The organism is Methylomonas lenta, from assembly GCF_001644015.1.
Taxonomy (GTDB): domain Bacteria; phylum Pseudomonadota; class Gammaproteobacteria; order Methylococcales; family Methylomonadaceae; genus Methylomonas; species Methylomonas lenta.
The window spans coordinates 1-14,938 of record NZ_LUUI01000078.1 but is presented as its reverse complement, the minus strand read 5'-3'; the positions used below and the strand labels follow the sequence as shown (position 1 = coordinate 14,938).

At 43.9% G+C, this 14,938-nt stretch carries 14 protein-coding genes; all 14 read right to left on the bottom strand.

Features of this window, described 5'->3' with window-relative positions; translation table 11 throughout:
* Positions 1 to 46 precede the first annotated feature (46 nt).
* The gene (locus A1359_RS05600) at positions 47 to 3,265 is read right to left on the bottom strand and encodes a DUF748 domain-containing protein (RefSeq protein WP_066979263.1); all 3,219 of its coding nucleotides are present in this window, start codon (positions 3,263 to 3,265) and stop codon (positions 47 to 49) included.
* 12 nt (positions 3,266 to 3,277) lie between these two features.
* A complete protein-coding gene (locus A1359_RS05595) occupies positions 3,278 to 5,044 on the bottom strand; it encodes a hypothetical protein (RefSeq protein ID WP_066979260.1) in 1,767 nt (588 codons plus the stop codon).
* 119 nt (positions 5,045 to 5,163) lie between these two features.
* A complete protein-coding gene (locus A1359_RS05590) occupies positions 5,164 to 5,562 on the bottom strand; it encodes an RNA-binding S4 domain-containing protein (protein WP_066979256.1) in 399 nt (132 codons plus the stop codon).
* Positions 5,555 to 5,914 carry a rhodanese-like domain-containing protein gene (locus A1359_RS05585; RefSeq protein ID WP_066979253.1) on the bottom strand — a complete coding sequence of 120 codons (360 nt, stop codon included), beginning with the start codon at positions 5,912 to 5,914 and terminating at the stop codon, positions 5,555 to 5,557. The genes A1359_RS05590 and A1359_RS05585 overlap by 8 nt, the downstream gene beginning before the upstream one ends.
* A gap of 41 nt (positions 5,915 to 5,955) precedes the next feature.
* Positions 5,956 to 6,912 carry a 4-hydroxy-3-methylbut-2-enyl diphosphate reductase gene (ispH, locus tag A1359_RS05580; protein ID WP_066979250.1) on the bottom strand — a complete coding sequence of 319 codons (957 nt, stop codon included), beginning with the start codon at positions 6,910 to 6,912 and terminating at the stop codon, positions 5,956 to 5,958.
* Positions 6,913 to 6,949: 37 nt separating this feature from the next.
* Positions 6,950 to 7,435 carry a ribonuclease E activity regulator RraA gene (rraA, locus tag A1359_RS05575; RefSeq protein ID WP_066979248.1) on the bottom strand — a complete coding sequence of 162 codons (486 nt, stop codon included), beginning with the start codon at positions 7,433 to 7,435 and terminating at the stop codon, positions 6,950 to 6,952.
* Between the two features lie 112 nt (positions 7,436 to 7,547).
* Positions 7,548 to 8,579 (bottom strand): protein-glutamate methylesterase/protein-glutamine glutaminase, encoded by a 1,032-nt coding sequence (locus tag A1359_RS05570; protein WP_332310067.1) that lies wholly within the window; start codon positions 8,577 to 8,579, stop codon positions 7,548 to 7,550.
* A gap of 23 nt (positions 8,580 to 8,602) precedes the next feature.
* Positions 8,603 to 9,241 (bottom strand): chemoreceptor glutamine deamidase CheD, encoded by a 639-nt coding sequence (gene cheD / locus A1359_RS05565; RefSeq protein WP_066979242.1) that lies wholly within the window; start codon positions 9,239 to 9,241, stop codon positions 8,603 to 8,605.
* The gene (locus A1359_RS05560) at positions 9,234 to 10,061 is read right to left on the bottom strand and encodes a CheR family methyltransferase (RefSeq protein WP_198159279.1); all 828 of its coding nucleotides are present in this window, start codon (positions 10,059 to 10,061) and stop codon (positions 9,234 to 9,236) included. Before A1359_RS05560 ends, cheD begins: the two co-directional genes overlap by 8 nt.
* Positions 10,062 to 10,095: 34 nt before the next feature.
* Positions 10,096 to 10,641, bottom strand: a complete 546-nt coding sequence (locus A1359_RS05555; protein WP_066979237.1) for an STAS domain-containing protein — start codon at positions 10,639 to 10,641, stop codon at positions 10,096 to 10,098.
* Positions 10,641 to 11,402, bottom strand: a complete 762-nt coding sequence (locus A1359_RS05550) for a ParA family protein (protein ID WP_066979234.1) — start codon at positions 11,400 to 11,402, stop codon at positions 10,641 to 10,643. Before A1359_RS05550 ends, A1359_RS05555 begins: the two co-directional genes overlap by 1 nt.
* The gene (locus A1359_RS05545; RefSeq protein ID WP_066979231.1) at positions 11,399 to 11,905 is read right to left on the bottom strand and encodes a chemotaxis protein CheW; all 507 of its coding nucleotides are present in this window, start codon (positions 11,903 to 11,905) and stop codon (positions 11,399 to 11,401) included. The genes A1359_RS05550 and A1359_RS05545 overlap by 4 nt, the downstream gene beginning before the upstream one ends.
* Positions 11,906 to 11,964: 59 nt before the next feature.
* Positions 11,965 to 14,283 (bottom strand): methyl-accepting chemotaxis protein, encoded by a 2,319-nt coding sequence (locus A1359_RS05540; RefSeq protein ID WP_066979228.1) that lies wholly within the window; start codon positions 14,281 to 14,283, stop codon positions 11,965 to 11,967.
* A 42-nt stretch (positions 14,284 to 14,325) separates the two neighbouring features.
* Positions 14,326 to 14,859, bottom strand: a complete 534-nt coding sequence (locus A1359_RS05535) for a chemotaxis protein CheW (protein WP_066979313.1) — start codon at positions 14,857 to 14,859, stop codon at positions 14,326 to 14,328.
* Positions 14,860 to 14,938 lie beyond the last annotated feature (79 nt).

The following is a 14,938-nucleotide window of genomic DNA, read 5'->3' as shown; positions in this document are numbered from 1 at the left end:
GATTAAAATAAGAATCGCAATTATAGTACAAAGCCTGCTCTATCGGTCACGACGCCACATTCAGTGACAATAAGGCTCGAATAACACCCTGAGGGTCTTTGCTGTTTAACTGGGTTGCCATAATGTAGATCCGACCTCTATCCACGCCTACTTTTTCGGTCAGGTATTTTGCAATCTGATTAGCCCGACTGACAGCAAGATCATTCAGACGCTGCGGGTCTGGTTTCATGATGCCTTCCAGTTCTGTTATGGCCAAACTATAAAAGTCGCCATCCGGATTGGATTTAATGAATGGCCTCCCAAATAACGAGTGATCGATTTTCTGTGGAAACACTTCGGTGTAGAACTTCTCTAGCAAACGCGTATATTCATCGTCCGATAGTTCGATATATTCATAACGAACTTTATCGCCTCTATCACGCATCTCGCCAGATTTCATTTTTTTCAAAATATCTATGACCGCATCAAACCGCATCGCCGGCCAATCCTGGATTTCGTAGGCAATTCCTTTTACTTCCAATACCAATTCGGGCTTGGTTGCCAAGGCTTTTGCAATTTGACCCAACTTGGCTTGCTCTTCGGCACTCAAATCGCTACTGCCAGCAGCAAAAGTAATTTCACTCATATCGGCATCACTATCAAACAATGAGCCAATAGCCTTGAAAGGCGCTGTAGCGGCTTTGGAAATCAAATTGACAAACACATCCGCTACCAACGAACCGACACTGAATTCAGGATCTTCCAGGCTACCGCTGATAGGAAAATTCAGATTGATTTTACCGTCGGCATCCTTTAACAAGGATATACCCAACTCCAAAGGCATAGACACTGCTTTTGGATTTTCAACTTTTTCACCCAATACCAGCTGATCAATAAAAACTTTGTTTTCTGCTAACAATTGACCCTTTTTGATACTGTATTTCAAATCAAGCGACATTTGGCCTTTTTCGATGGTGTAGCCGGCAAAATCAGCCATATAAGGTGTAATTAATGGCAGCGGCATGTTGCTGAAATTCAGCGTAATATCGGAATCGCCTGTTTTAAAATGATAATTACCTGCAATCTTTACCGGTGCCAGATCATAAACTTTGCCTTGCAATCTCAGCTTGGTTGTTGCGTTGGCATTAGAGATAAAACCATCCACTTCGCCATCCAGGGCATTCATTTTGGCAACAAAGGGCAAAATCAAAGAATAATCGGCAAAATCCGATTGGCCTTTTTTCATTTCAATTTTACCGATAGTAATCATGGGCTCTGGAGTCTTTTTAGTCTTTTTAGCCGCTGGTTTGACTGTAGATTTGGATTGAGGCTGGACTACGATAATGTCACTGACATTGTTGGTACCATCTTTTTTAATCATGAACTTGAAATAAGGTTCATAAAAAATCACCTTACCAAGCTTGAAATCCTGCTTCTGTAGATCAAGCACCAACAGCTTCAGCTCCAGGTTACGCCATTTTAAAAAGTCTTCATTTTTAGCCTTATCCCGGGTAATCAAATTTGCAATGTTGACATCACCTTGATATCCAACTTGCAACTCATCAACCACACTGAGTTGTAGATGACCTTGGGAATTTACATCGCCATCAACCAGGTCCAATTTTAGAAAAGGGTCAACATAGGATTGAAAAGTCTTTAACTGAATTTCCTCTAAATTCAGCGCCAAATCAGCAGAAAACGGCGCCAGCACCAGATTTCCATCAAGTTTTAAACTACCTGTTTTATTAAAACGTGTACTAAATTGCACTGGTAAACGCAAGCCATCGACATTTTTGTAATCTTTAACTTTTGCATCGAGTTCACTCAATTGCATGGTGACGGGCTTTTTCTGGGTATTATCGGTGAACTCGATCTGATAATTAGTTAGCACGAGTTCATCCAAGGCAATCTGCCAAGGCTTGCCTGCTTGTTCGGCAGCAGCGGGCGCTTGATCCGCCGCATTGGTGTCGGATGCAAACAAAGTCTGATAATTGACCTGACCATCAGCCTGCAACCAGGCTTTAATTTTGGCATCACCGCTGGACAGAGCAGCCATATTGAGCGTCTGCTTTTGCAAATCAAAATTCACACCTTGCACGGCTAGCATCGGTATATCAATCAACTGTTCTGCTTTTCCATTTTCGCTAAACAGCAGCTGCTTTACATCCACAACACCCTTATTCACCTGCAGCGCCGGCCCCGACTTTTCATCTGAGCTGTAAGAAACATCAGCATGTAGCAACAATTGCCCAACAGACAAATCGGTCATATGACTCGAGTTAGCGTTGTCGCTCAACCTCAGTTTTTTTACATCCACGACAGCCTTATTCAGCCGCAGCGCCATCCCTGACTTATCGTCTGAGCTATAAGAAACATCAGCTTGTATTGACAACTGTTCAACAGACAAATCGGCCAGATGACTCGCTTTTGCTTTGTCGCTGAGCTGCAGCTGCGCCACATCTACGCTAGCTTTATTTACCTGAATGATCAGCCCTGCCTGGTCATTTGAGCTAAACGTATAGTCAGCTTGTAAGGTCAACAGTCCGTTGGCAATTTCTTGCGACATACTGTCCTGCAAGAACATCAGCCAGACTTTGTTTAATTTCAGCTTATCAATTTTGATCTGGCCTTTGGAACTTAAATCTGTCAGATTGATATCGCCTTGCCAGTCCAGTTCACCGCCTGATTCCAGCTTAAAACCTAACCCAAATGTTGGTTTTGCGTCCGGCTTAGTGGTGAATTCGGCAATGGAGAAGTTCACCGGACTCAAAGTCTCCTTAGCATTTTGACCGAGCTGCATGTCGAGCCAGCTTATTTGTCCATCAACCAGGTCAATGTGATGAATCAATATTGGTGGGACGCTGGAATCACTGTCAGTACTGGCTTCCTCTCCAGGCTGGGAAATTTTGTCGACTGCATCGCTAAAGTTAAATCGACCATCCGCATGTCTTTCCATGTCAATGATGGGTTTCTGTAAGACCGCCGAAGTCAAAATCAACGTGCTTTGCTTTATCGATTCGATAACCGCCACATCAATTGCCAACTCAGTAAAGCTCAACAATGGTTTGTCATCTTTTGTTGATAAATTGAAGCCTTGCAAATTCACTGTGAATTCAAAAGGATTGAATTGAGCATCTTGTAACTGCACTGATTGCCCCGTAAGTTCAGTTACTAGTTCAGGCAACTTGTCGCGCGCCAGCTTCGGTAACAGATAAAAACCGGCCGCTGCGTACAAGCCGACTAAAGTCAGCAGGATTGTCAGGGTAATCAGTATTTTCTTCAGCATTATCAACTGACCTTAATGCAGTTTATTTAAAAAATCGGCCTCGATTCGACAGCCTCCCAAGTCGGGATAATCGGTAATATTTTGTTCAAAATCACGAAATGTCGGATTTTGAAAAGCCAGTCGACTTATTTTCCCCTGCGTTAATTCAAACTCCAATGCACCGCCCTTTTCTCGCGGACTCCCCGGTTGGGTCGCAAATAACAAAATACCGATATTTGGTAACGGTTGCGCTTGATTCTGTGCTGGTCGTGCGCAACTATAAGCTTGAACATCCAATCCTATCATTACGTTAGCTAATTGCGCGGCAGTGATGACAACCCCTTCATCAGCGATGGTTGGCATTTGCAGCATATTTTCTAAACCAAAATTACCTAAATGGTTTTGTAGCAATACCGAACCGTTTCCACTTTTTTCATTCAGTAGCAAAGGATACAGTTGCCGCGCCATTTCATCCTTGTCCAAATGATTTAAAGCAGACAGCAGCTGCCGTCCGGCGGATTGCACTGAACTAATAACCTCTTCTTTTTTTTGCCTGTTATTTGTCAGATTATCCCAATCCTGCGGGGTGTTGACAGATAATTGCATACTTTTCATTACAGAATAATCTTCACTAGCCAGGCAGGCGGAAAAGTCTTTACTACGATATTGTTCCAGCACTCGCGGACGAATGGCATCCGCCATGGCTTTTTCCGACGTAATGTTAAAGTTATTCCAATCAGTTGATTTAGATAGGAAATAAAACAACACCGCATTGCGGTCGAATTTATTGAAACCCAAATCCTTCATCACCAACTTCAAACGACGACATTGATTCTGCATATCGTCATAGGGGTTTAAATTGGTTTTTTCAGCTTGACTGGCTTGCTCTATCATTTGCTTTAAAGGTATCTCTCCAGCCGGTGTTTGCATGGGTAATCGCAAGAGCTCTTCCAGCGACAAATCATGCGCATCCGGAACACCTTCGACAGAGGCTTTAAGCAACAAGGACGATTTCAGTTCTGGGTACACCCGCATTTCGCCTAATAATTTGGTTTCTGAAGCCCAGACTTTCATGCCAGCCTCTACCACTTCATAGACAGCGAGACGACTTTGGCTCAGACTGCCGCCACCATTATTCAACACAACGCTAGCTGACAAGTTGTGGGTTTCGGAACTGTATTTTGCCGCAGGCTTGGGTTTATTGACCGCTGGTTGCGCCGCAGTGGCTTCCACCCAACTTCCCGCTAGCTTTCCCATCACGGCAATGCCGGTTCCTACACCAGTCAAAGCCATTAAATTACTGGCAGCATTGATATCACTCACCACTTCCGACAGATTGGACTCGTGGCTATTACTGGTCAAAAAACTATATTCAATCAGGGTATCTTTTGCCGAATCCAGTCTTAACCATGGGGTTAAATAGGCTTTCTTGGTTTCCAGCTTAAAATTGCATTTGCCAGTGGTCGCTTGATACAAAAAGCCACTGGCTTCGCGCTTGAATTTCAGTGGTTCATTATGAATATTAAACAACAGAGCGGCGGACATATCACCGGTTTCATAGGCAGCCCCGACATCGCTACAGCCGCCCTTCAAAGCGTTATCACCTTTAAACTCAAACTCCGAAACGATCTGCACGTAGTAATCATCAGCAGTCACTGTCGTTTGACCTTTTAACGGTGGTAATTCTGAAGTTTCCGTTTTGGGATAATCAACCGCAATTTGGCGACTTGTTGCGCAGCCTGACAATATCCCACTGCCAAGCAAAGCCATAGAAATTAGTAAGGTAGAGCGTATCGACATTAGGTATCCTTAAAGTGTGACGTATGCTTCGCCACAAGCGTTAAGATCATCCAATGCGAAGCATAACGGGAATGATAAATTGAAGCGGGTATTCAAGCTAATATTTTTGCATGAATACCCTAGCTAGCATCCTGTTTAAAGCGATGAATCTGTCGTCGTTGTTTCTTGTTGGGCTTAATTTCGCGTTCGGAAGGATGTTGCAAGGCCTGTTGCTGCTTAAACAGCTCTATTTGTTGCTGTCGCTTGACAGAACTGACTTCATCTTCCTGGTAAAGCAAAGCCGCTTCTTTGGCGGGTCGACGTTGTTTATTTAAATCATTAACAACTATTTCCCAGCGATACTGATTGATGCTGACGGTGATCAGATCGCCAATTTTAATGTCTTTACCCGGTTTACAGCGCTGACCATTAACATGCACTTTACCGCCATTGACAGCATCAGCCGCCAAGCTGCGGGTTTTAAAAAACCGTGCAGCCCACAGCCATTTATCGATACGAATTTCGTTGAGTTCAGCCAAGCGGCAAACCACTCTCCGCCCAGACTTTAAAACCACCGGCCATGCTAACAGCCTGCGCATAACCAAGTTGATTCAATGCATGCGTAGCCAGGGCTGATCGACCGCCGGTTTGGCAATAAACTAAAATAGCTGTTTGCTGTTTGCCCTGAAAATCCGGGTGGCTATCAATTTTAAACTCTAGCACACCGCGCGGGATATTAACTGCTCCTGGCAAATGTGCAGCCGCAAATTCGGCAGGCTCTCTTACATCAAGAATCAAACTGCTTCCCAACTGGCTTTGCGCAGTTGCGGCATCAATTTCCTTAATCTGTTGCTTAGCCGCTGCAACCATGTCCAATGCTGTTAATGCCATATAAACTCCGTTTGCTTTGTTTTTAAGTGAATTTGAATCAATCAAACTTCCATATGTTTTTTTAATTCCTTAGGGATGGAAAATACCACCTTTTCTTCAATACCTTTATTTTCCCTGACTGATGTGGCTTCACCGCCCCAATTTTTTAATTGATTGATTACTTCTTGCACCAATACTTCCGGTGCGGAAGCGCCAGCAGTCACACCTACCACATTAATACCGTCCAGCCATTCTTGTTTCAGATCCTGATAGGTATCAATCAAATGCGCTGACTTGCCAAGCTGTTCAGCGATTTCACGCAAACGATTCGAGTTGGAGCTATTGGGCGAGCCCACCACTAAGATCAAGTCGGAAATTTCGGCTAAATCATGCACTGCATCCTGACGATTTTGCGTGGCATAACAAATGTCGTCTTTTTTCTGCTCTTTGATTGAAGAAAACCGTTCGCGCAAAGCATCGACCATGACTTTGGTATCAGTCATCGATAAGGTGGTCTGCGTCACATAAGCCAGATTATCCGGATTATTGACTTTAAGATTTTTAACGTCATCCGGCGTTTCTACCAGATAAATATTGCCATGCTCAGTGCATTTATCATATTGCCCCATAGTACCTTCGACTTCGGGGTGACCCGCATGACCGATCAAGATGACCTCTCTATCCTGTTTAGCGTGCTTGGCCACCTGCATATGAACTTTGGTGACCAAAGGGCAAGTGGCATCGAATACTGTCAGTTTTCGTTCTTCGGCTTCTTTTTGCACTTGCTTAGATACGCCATGAGCACTGAAGATCAAGTAGGAGCCGACCGGCACATCACTCAAGTCTTCAATAAAAATCGCACCTTTTTCCTTCAGCCCATCTACCACTGTGCGGTTATGCACCACTTCATGGCGCACATAAATGGGCGCACCAAAGGTATCGATGGCTTGATCGACAATTTCAATAGCCCGGTCAACACCGGCACAGAATCCACGTGGGTTTGCGAGTACGATTTGCATATTCTTGAGTATTTTACTTGGTTAAGACAATTGGATTTTAATCCAATTTTGTCTCCGTGACGACAATTCCGTCACTATCGGCATATAAATAGTGTTCTTTTTTGAAATTAACACCGGCAAAGGTGATCATCACATCACGATGACCCTGTCCATGTTTGCGGCTGCGTAATGGATGGGTATTTAATGCCATCACGCCGATGGGTAATTGTTTGATCTGCTCAGAACCGCGGATACAGCCATAAACGATAATGCCTTGCCAGCCATTTTCTGTTGCCAGTCCAGCAAGCGTATCTCCCAACAAAGCACAACGTTTAGAGCCGCCACCATCAATCACCAGTACGCGATCTTTGCCTGGCTCTTCCAAAGCGGTACGTACCGAAGAATTATCTTCAAACACTTTTAGCGTAGTCAAATAGCCGCAAAACTGACGTTTACCTCCAAAATGTAGCAACATGGGTTCAGCAACCTGAAAGTTATCCTGATCGGAAAATCGATCACAAAAATCGGCTGTATTAAATGACATTTAAACACCTCCAAGGCAGATTAAATATTGAGTATCGATTGCTCACGAAAATTCAAAGGCTATGCGTTCGAGCAGACATTTTCCTGTCAACATAACACATTAACTTCACGCCCTATGCTAAAGCCATAATTTGCGCCGCAATTTTTTGCAGAGGTAGCACATACTGTGCAGCACCTAATTTGTAGGCTTCTCCAGGCATACCCCACACAATACTGGAGTCTTCATCCTGCACGATATTAACCGCACCCGCATCACGCATTTTCAACATGGCCTGGGCACCATCCACGCCCATACCTGTCAACATAACGCCAATAGCGTTTTTACCAACATTTTCAGCTACTGATTGAAATAAAACCTCCACTGATGGCTTGTGGCGATTTACAAGCGGACCGTTATCCAGACCACAAACGTAAGCAAAGCCATCACGGACTACCCGCATATGTTTATCGCCGGGCGCTATGTAAATATGACCCGGTAAAATCAATTGTCCATCAATGGCAACACAAGCACGCATTTTTCCAGCTTCGTCGACATGTTTGGCAAACGAAGCGCTAAACGCTACCGGCAAATGTTGAGCCACCAAAATAGCAGGCGCATTGGCCGGCAAATGTTTTACCAGTTGTTTCAGGGCCTCAGTCCCACCCGTAGACGAACCTAAAGCGACAATTTTATGCGTGGCTTTGAAATTAGTTTGCGTACCGGTCATGACAGGTGTTTGCGTGGGTTTGCTGACTTCCAATGCTTGTACTTTAACTTTGGCCGCCATACGTACTTTATTAATAATCTCATCAGCATAGTCACTTAGCACACAAGGTTCATCCGCTTTAGGTTTGCCGACAAAATCCACTGCACCTAATGCCAGCGCCTGCAGAGTCACTTCTACACCTTGATGCGTTAATGATGAAACCATAACCACCGGCATAGGCCGCAGTCGCATCAGGTTGCGTAAAAAGGTTACACCATCCATACGCGGCATTTCCACATCCAGTGTCAGCACATCTGGATTAAGTATTTTAATTTTGTCCCTAGCAATCAGTGGATCGCTGGCAGTGCCGACAACTTCGATATCTTCGACTTGACTAAACATCTGCGTCAGCATTTGTCGTATCAAAGCAGAGTCATCTATTATCAGCAGTTTTATCATGTCCATGTATCCCGAAAAAATCCTTAAAACAGCTCAATTTTGCTTTCTACTGGCATATCTTTAATTTGCAAACTATATTGTTTTTCCCGTAATAAAAGGGTCTCGTTATGCAAATCTCTGATTTTTTTCATTCGCACACGCCCGGTTTGTGGAAAGAAATTAACTTTGCGCGGGTAAATATCGCCTAAATCATGTGACACCAATCTCAAGGCTTCAGTATCGATATAATCCAGGGCAAAGCTAACATTTCTAGAACCGATATCACCCAGTGTAGCGATAATTTTACCGCCTCCAAACAACTTCACTTGCAGATTTTTGCGCTTACCACCATGTTGCAAAATGGTATTGATCAAGTGCTCCATAGCATAATTACCATAACGTAAGGCAGTCCCTACAATCGACTCAGCTGTTCCATTCAGACTCGATTTCGATGTTTCCGGTAACATAAAATGATTCATGCCACCAATGCCACAAACTACATCGCAAATACAAGCTGAGACACAAGACCCCAATACTGTGGTGATCATTTCATCACCTGTAGTAACGTAAAAATCTCCCGGCAGTAATTTTGCTGCGACTGTTTGATGTTCCTGATCCCAATAGCGATTGATATGATCAAAACCAGGAAAAGGGGCTTGCCCCACTAACCCTGTTTTAATCATGGGCGGGTTTTTTATAAATGGTGTTGCCTACCAAACTGAAGGGCGACTCCAACAGATGCAGAGATTCAGCATGTCCAATAAACAAATGCCCACCCTCCCGTAATAAACTGGCATAACGATTGACCAATATGCTCTTGGTATCCCTATCAAAATAAATCAACACATTCCGACAAAAAATAAAATCAAACCCGCCTTTCATTGGCCATTCCTGCATCAGATTCAATTGCTTAAACTGAATGATTTGACGTAATTCGGCTTTGGTTCTGACTTTATGGCTATTTGCACCCGTGCCTTTTTGAAACCAGCGATGCAATCGCTGTTCCCCCATGCTACTCGCTTGATCTATTGGATAAATACCCTCTGCCGCCGTCGACAACACATGCGTATCCAGATCTGTTGCCAGAATTTTGATATTCCAGTCTGTCGGCATATTTTCTAATAAAATCATAGCTAACGAGTAAGGTTCTTCGCCAGTAGAACAGCCGGCAGACCAAGCTTTAATCTGTTTTTGCGTCGGATTATTCTGCTTTAAATCTGGCAGCAAGGTTTGTACAAGATAATCAAAGTGATGAGTTTCTCTAAAAAAAGAAGTCAGATTCGTTGTTACCGCATTCATGAATTCGGTAAATTCCAACTCTGGATGCGCCTGTAAAAACTGGCAATACTGATAGACGCGAGAAAACCCCAATATACGCAAACGTTTGGTTAATCTGGAATAGAACATATCAAACTTATCATCCGGCACCATAATTCCAGAGTGCGCATTAGACAGCTTTCTTAAATAATTAAAATCATCCCAGGTGTATTCAAACTCGCGCATGTTATCCGCCACTACCAATTACCTGCAGATCAAATTAAAACAGCCCACAAGTATGCTGCTCAACATTCAGTACTTCGGACAAGCCCAACAATTTTGCTGACTTTATAAAACTTTCTGAAGGAAAATCAATTGAGACTTCTATTTTCTGACTAGCCGCTGTCTGCTTCAATACCACTAATAGTTGTAAAGTAGCCGTATCGATCTGGGTTACCGCTGAGGCATCAATATCGATTTTGTTGCCGCTGGCCAGTGCCATTAATAATTGGGCATGTAACTGGCTAACTATTTGAATATTTTGCACTGAATTTAACACAATAGACTGAGTTTGTGCTGTCGCAGGCTTATTTTCGCCGCCAATCTCAGCCGACGGCTCCGTATTCAAAACCCATCCATCGGAATCTGAATTTTCGGTTTCTACCCAACCGTTTTCCCCGGTTTCAATGTCGGGCTCATCATCTAATTCCACCCATGCATCCGCAGTATTAACCTGCTGCTCAAATGTCTGTTTTTCAACTTCCGTCTCATGCAGCCAAGCCAGTGGATCATATCCAATCATGCTATTTTCATCTTTCTTGGACACTACATAACTCTCCCTGCTAAAAAATCGATAGCCAATAATTCAAAGTCTTTTGCTGAACGCCAACCAGGGCGATATTCAAAAATAGTTTTGCCAAAACTGGGACATTCCGCCAAGGCCGCTGTTTCCCGAATCGGTGTCGCCAAAACCTGCCCCGGAAAATACTTATTCATGGTTTGCAAAACCTGTTTGGAAATCCGCCGCGAGGGAATATAGCGCGACATCACCAACCGTAAACGGTATTTTTTATTCAGCGCCATTTCGTATTTCTTAATGGTGCCCATCAGGTGAGACAAGCCTTGCAGCGCGAGATAATCACTCGTCATGGGGACCAGCAATTCATCGGCTGCAAACAAGGCGTTTGCCACCAGAACACCGGAAGAAGGCGGACAATCGATGAAAATAAAATCCTGATTTTCCAGGTTTTGGGCCAAGGCTTTTTGCAACAAATCACCACGATGCGCACCTGATTCATTGAGCTGTTCCAACGTCTGTAAGCGTGGTCCTGCCACAACCAAATTAAGATTATCCCGCACTGGCAGCATCTGTTGCTGCAAAAGGCTCTGTCCCAACATTACCTCATCAATGCCTGATTGCTGCTTGCCCACCACCCCCAAAGCTACCGCCAAATGACTTTGCGGATCAAAATCGATCACGGTTATTTTGTTGCCCATTCTAGCTAAAGCATGGGTAAGATTGACCGAAGTAGTGGTTTTGCCTACGCCGCCTTTTTGGTTAATAACCGCAATAATCCTGGCTTTCATTTAGCCTCAGAGACATCCGAAAACGTAAGCACGTCCACAAACTCTTCTGGATCGAGCAATTTATCTACATCCAACAACATCACCATATTTTTCTTGCCCACATACAGGCCGCGCATATAGCGGGTATTTATTTTAGGTCCCAGATTGGGACTATCTTTAATATCTTTTAAATTAATCTCTAACACATCCAAAACCGCATCGGCCACAATACCCATCAGGCTAGCCGCTTTTTCGGTCTGAACGGACACCACAATCACCACAGTAACGGGTGTGTATTCTGTTTGCGTTAGGTTAAACCGTTCGCACAAATCTATAATAGGCACAATCGAGCCGCGCAGGTTCAACGCCCCTTTGACATAACCGGGCGTATTAGGGATTTTTCTGACCGTTTCCCACACTCTGATTTCTTGAACTTTTAAAATTTCAATACCATAGGTTTCACCTGCCAATTCAAAAGTCAGAAATTGTTCTAGTGCATGCTCAGACTTTATAAGAGCTGTCATAGCTGTGTTTCCAAAAGATCAGGTAAAAAGCAGGCGTTAAAGCAATTGCCAGGAATAAATTAAAAATCCAGCCACTCCTCATCACTAGACGTACTTTTATAAGTCGCAAGCCCTGCAGCTGGTGAATTTTTGCCTGTTTCTAGTGCAGGCCGATTGCTTTCAATAACAATATTAGATGCCTCATTGCCAAGTTTAAAGAACGACATTAACTCAACCATGTTAGTGGAAAGTTCACTCATGGAGATGCTAGCAGCGGAAGCTTGTTCCGCTAGCGCTGCATTTTGTTGGGTAATTTCATCCATTTGCCCAACGGCCTGATTGACTTGAGCAATACCCGCTGATTGCTCGATACTGGCACCAGCAATGGCTGCAACAATATCACCTACTTTTTTTACGCTCGTGACAATTTCATGCAGCGCTGTGCCGGTTTGATTGACGAACTCACTACCAGCTCGAACTTTTTGTACGCTATTCTGGATAAGTTCTTTACTTTCACGCGCTGCAGTAGCACTACGCTGCGCCAGATTCCTAACTTCGGTTGCCACTACAGAAAATCCACGCCCTTGTTCACCGGCCCGGGCCGCTTCAACTGAAGCATTTAAAGCCAGTAAATTGGTTTGGAAGGCAATTTCATCAATCACACCAATGATATCAGCGATTCTGTTACTGCTTTGGTTGATTTCCTGCATGGCGGCGACTGCCGCAGTCACCACATCACCGCCGTTTTCCGCCAACTCACGAGCATTGCTAGCAACCAAATTAGCTTTCTGGGCATTTTCAGAATTGATTTTCACCGTGTAGGTTAACTGCTCCATGCTGGCTGCGGTTTGCTCTAGATTCGCTGCCTGCTGCTCAGCGCGTTGAGATAAATTGTTGTTACCACTGGCAATTTCTTGTGAGGAATTATTAATAAACCTTGCAGACGCGTTGACTTGGGTAAAAATCTCACTTAACCGATCAATACTGGCATTAACATCCTGTTTGCAAGTTAAATAAACTCCCTGGTAATCACTGGTAATGCGATTGGTCAAATCACCGTCAGAAATACTTTCCATACTACTGCCAATGTCTTTGATCACTCGTTCTATGACATCCGTCAATTCATTAATACCTTCGCTCAACTTAGCAAAAAATCCATATTTATCAGCCAGCGATAATCGCTTATCCAGTTGACCTATTTTGACGCTATTAACGATTTCCTGAATTTCCTGCTCAACTGTCACCTCATTGGTTCTATCCAAACATTCCACCACCACGCCTATACGCTCTCCGTCATCATTCCTAACCGGATTGGCAACCAAATTCATATGCCGACCACCAATGATTAACTCCGATTTGAGCGTACTATTTAAATCTGCCAATAAACTGCGTTGATGCGCCGGATTTCTATGAAATTGATCAATATTGGCGCCCAATAATGAATTCGCAGCAAAATTGGGTAACTGGGTACGAATATCCGCCTCGGCATTTTCAAACATCTCCACCACAGCCTTATTCAAATAAATAATGTTGAGCTCATTATTCGCCACCATCACACAGGATTGCACATTATCCAGCGCTTGTTTGATGCGAGTAGTCTCGGCCGCCACTTGCTTGGCATAAGCCAAATCAGCTTTCAGCTTCACTTGCATGCCATACAAAGCTCTGTTGAAATCTCCAACAATTCCACCACGCTCCAGGTCAATTTTGTTTCTAAACTGATCGTTGGCCATTCGGTAGCAAATTTTTAATGATGTTTCCAGGTTATGCACAATGCTTCGCATCAGGAGATATCCCAACAATGAGCCCAGTAAAACCAATGCCGAACAGACAGCCAACGCTAGCCATTGTTGCTGTAAATAATGTGAATATAAAGACGCCAGCAACGGCAGTAAAAATAAGGCATACACCACCATGGCTTTCTGCCAAAGCCCCATATCCATTATTTTTTTGACTGCTACAGTAAAACCACTCGCTTTCATAGTGGCTTTTTTGGCATTGATCATTTCATAATGTGCTTCGGCCTCAGCGACTTGCTCTCGAGTGGGCGCATAGCGCACAGACAGGTACTCATGCAACTGGGCATTTTTATATACCGGCGTCACATTGGCTTCTACCCAGTAATAATCCCCCGATTTAGTCCGATTTTTGATTTGACCGGTCCAGGGTTTGCCCGCTTTCAGGCTTAGCCATAAATCTTCAAAGACTTCAGGCGGCATATCAGGATGACGTACCATATTATGATTGGAGCCAATCAATTCATCTTTAGCGAAGCCACTTATCTCAATGAACGCATCATTGGCAAAGGTAATAATGCCTTTTAAGTTTGTCCGCGTCACCAATAGGGTGCCCGGCTTCATCATGACTTCGCGATCTGTCACAGGCTGATTGATTTTCATTGTAAAATCTCCGTTAAAGCCCAGGCATGGCATTCAGTGTTTTCAAGCTTCATTATCATCATCTATGCCCTTTAGGCTATCCACGTCATCTAATTTTAATAATTTATCTACATCCAACAGCATGACCATGCGCTGATTGACCGATACCAAGCCATTAATAAATTCTGTGCTGACTTTGGCGCCAAAATTGGGGGCGCTTTGTATTAATGCTTTATCCACGTCAATCACATCTGAAACCGTATCTACCACCAGCCCCATCACTCTCATTTTTTCAGCGATGTGTACCTGCAAAACCACTACGACGGTAAAAGGTGTGTAAAGAGTGGCTCCCAGTTGAAATCGCTCACGCAAATCGATAATCGGTACTATGTCGCCACGCAAGTTAACGACGCCTATTTCGTGCGCCGGTACATTTGGAATGCGCGATACAGGCTCCCAGCTACGAATTTCTTGCACCCGGAGAACATCCACCCCATAGTCTTCCTGGCCTAAAGTAAAACTCAAATACTGGACTATTTCGCTCCGCGGCTTTATTTCCGCCTGCTCTATTGTGTTCATTTCAGCTATTTGCGACATAATGATCCGTAGATTTAGGAATGCGTATGAAACAAGCTCGTCAGCAGGTGCGAATTCATTCGCACTGTGCGGATAAATC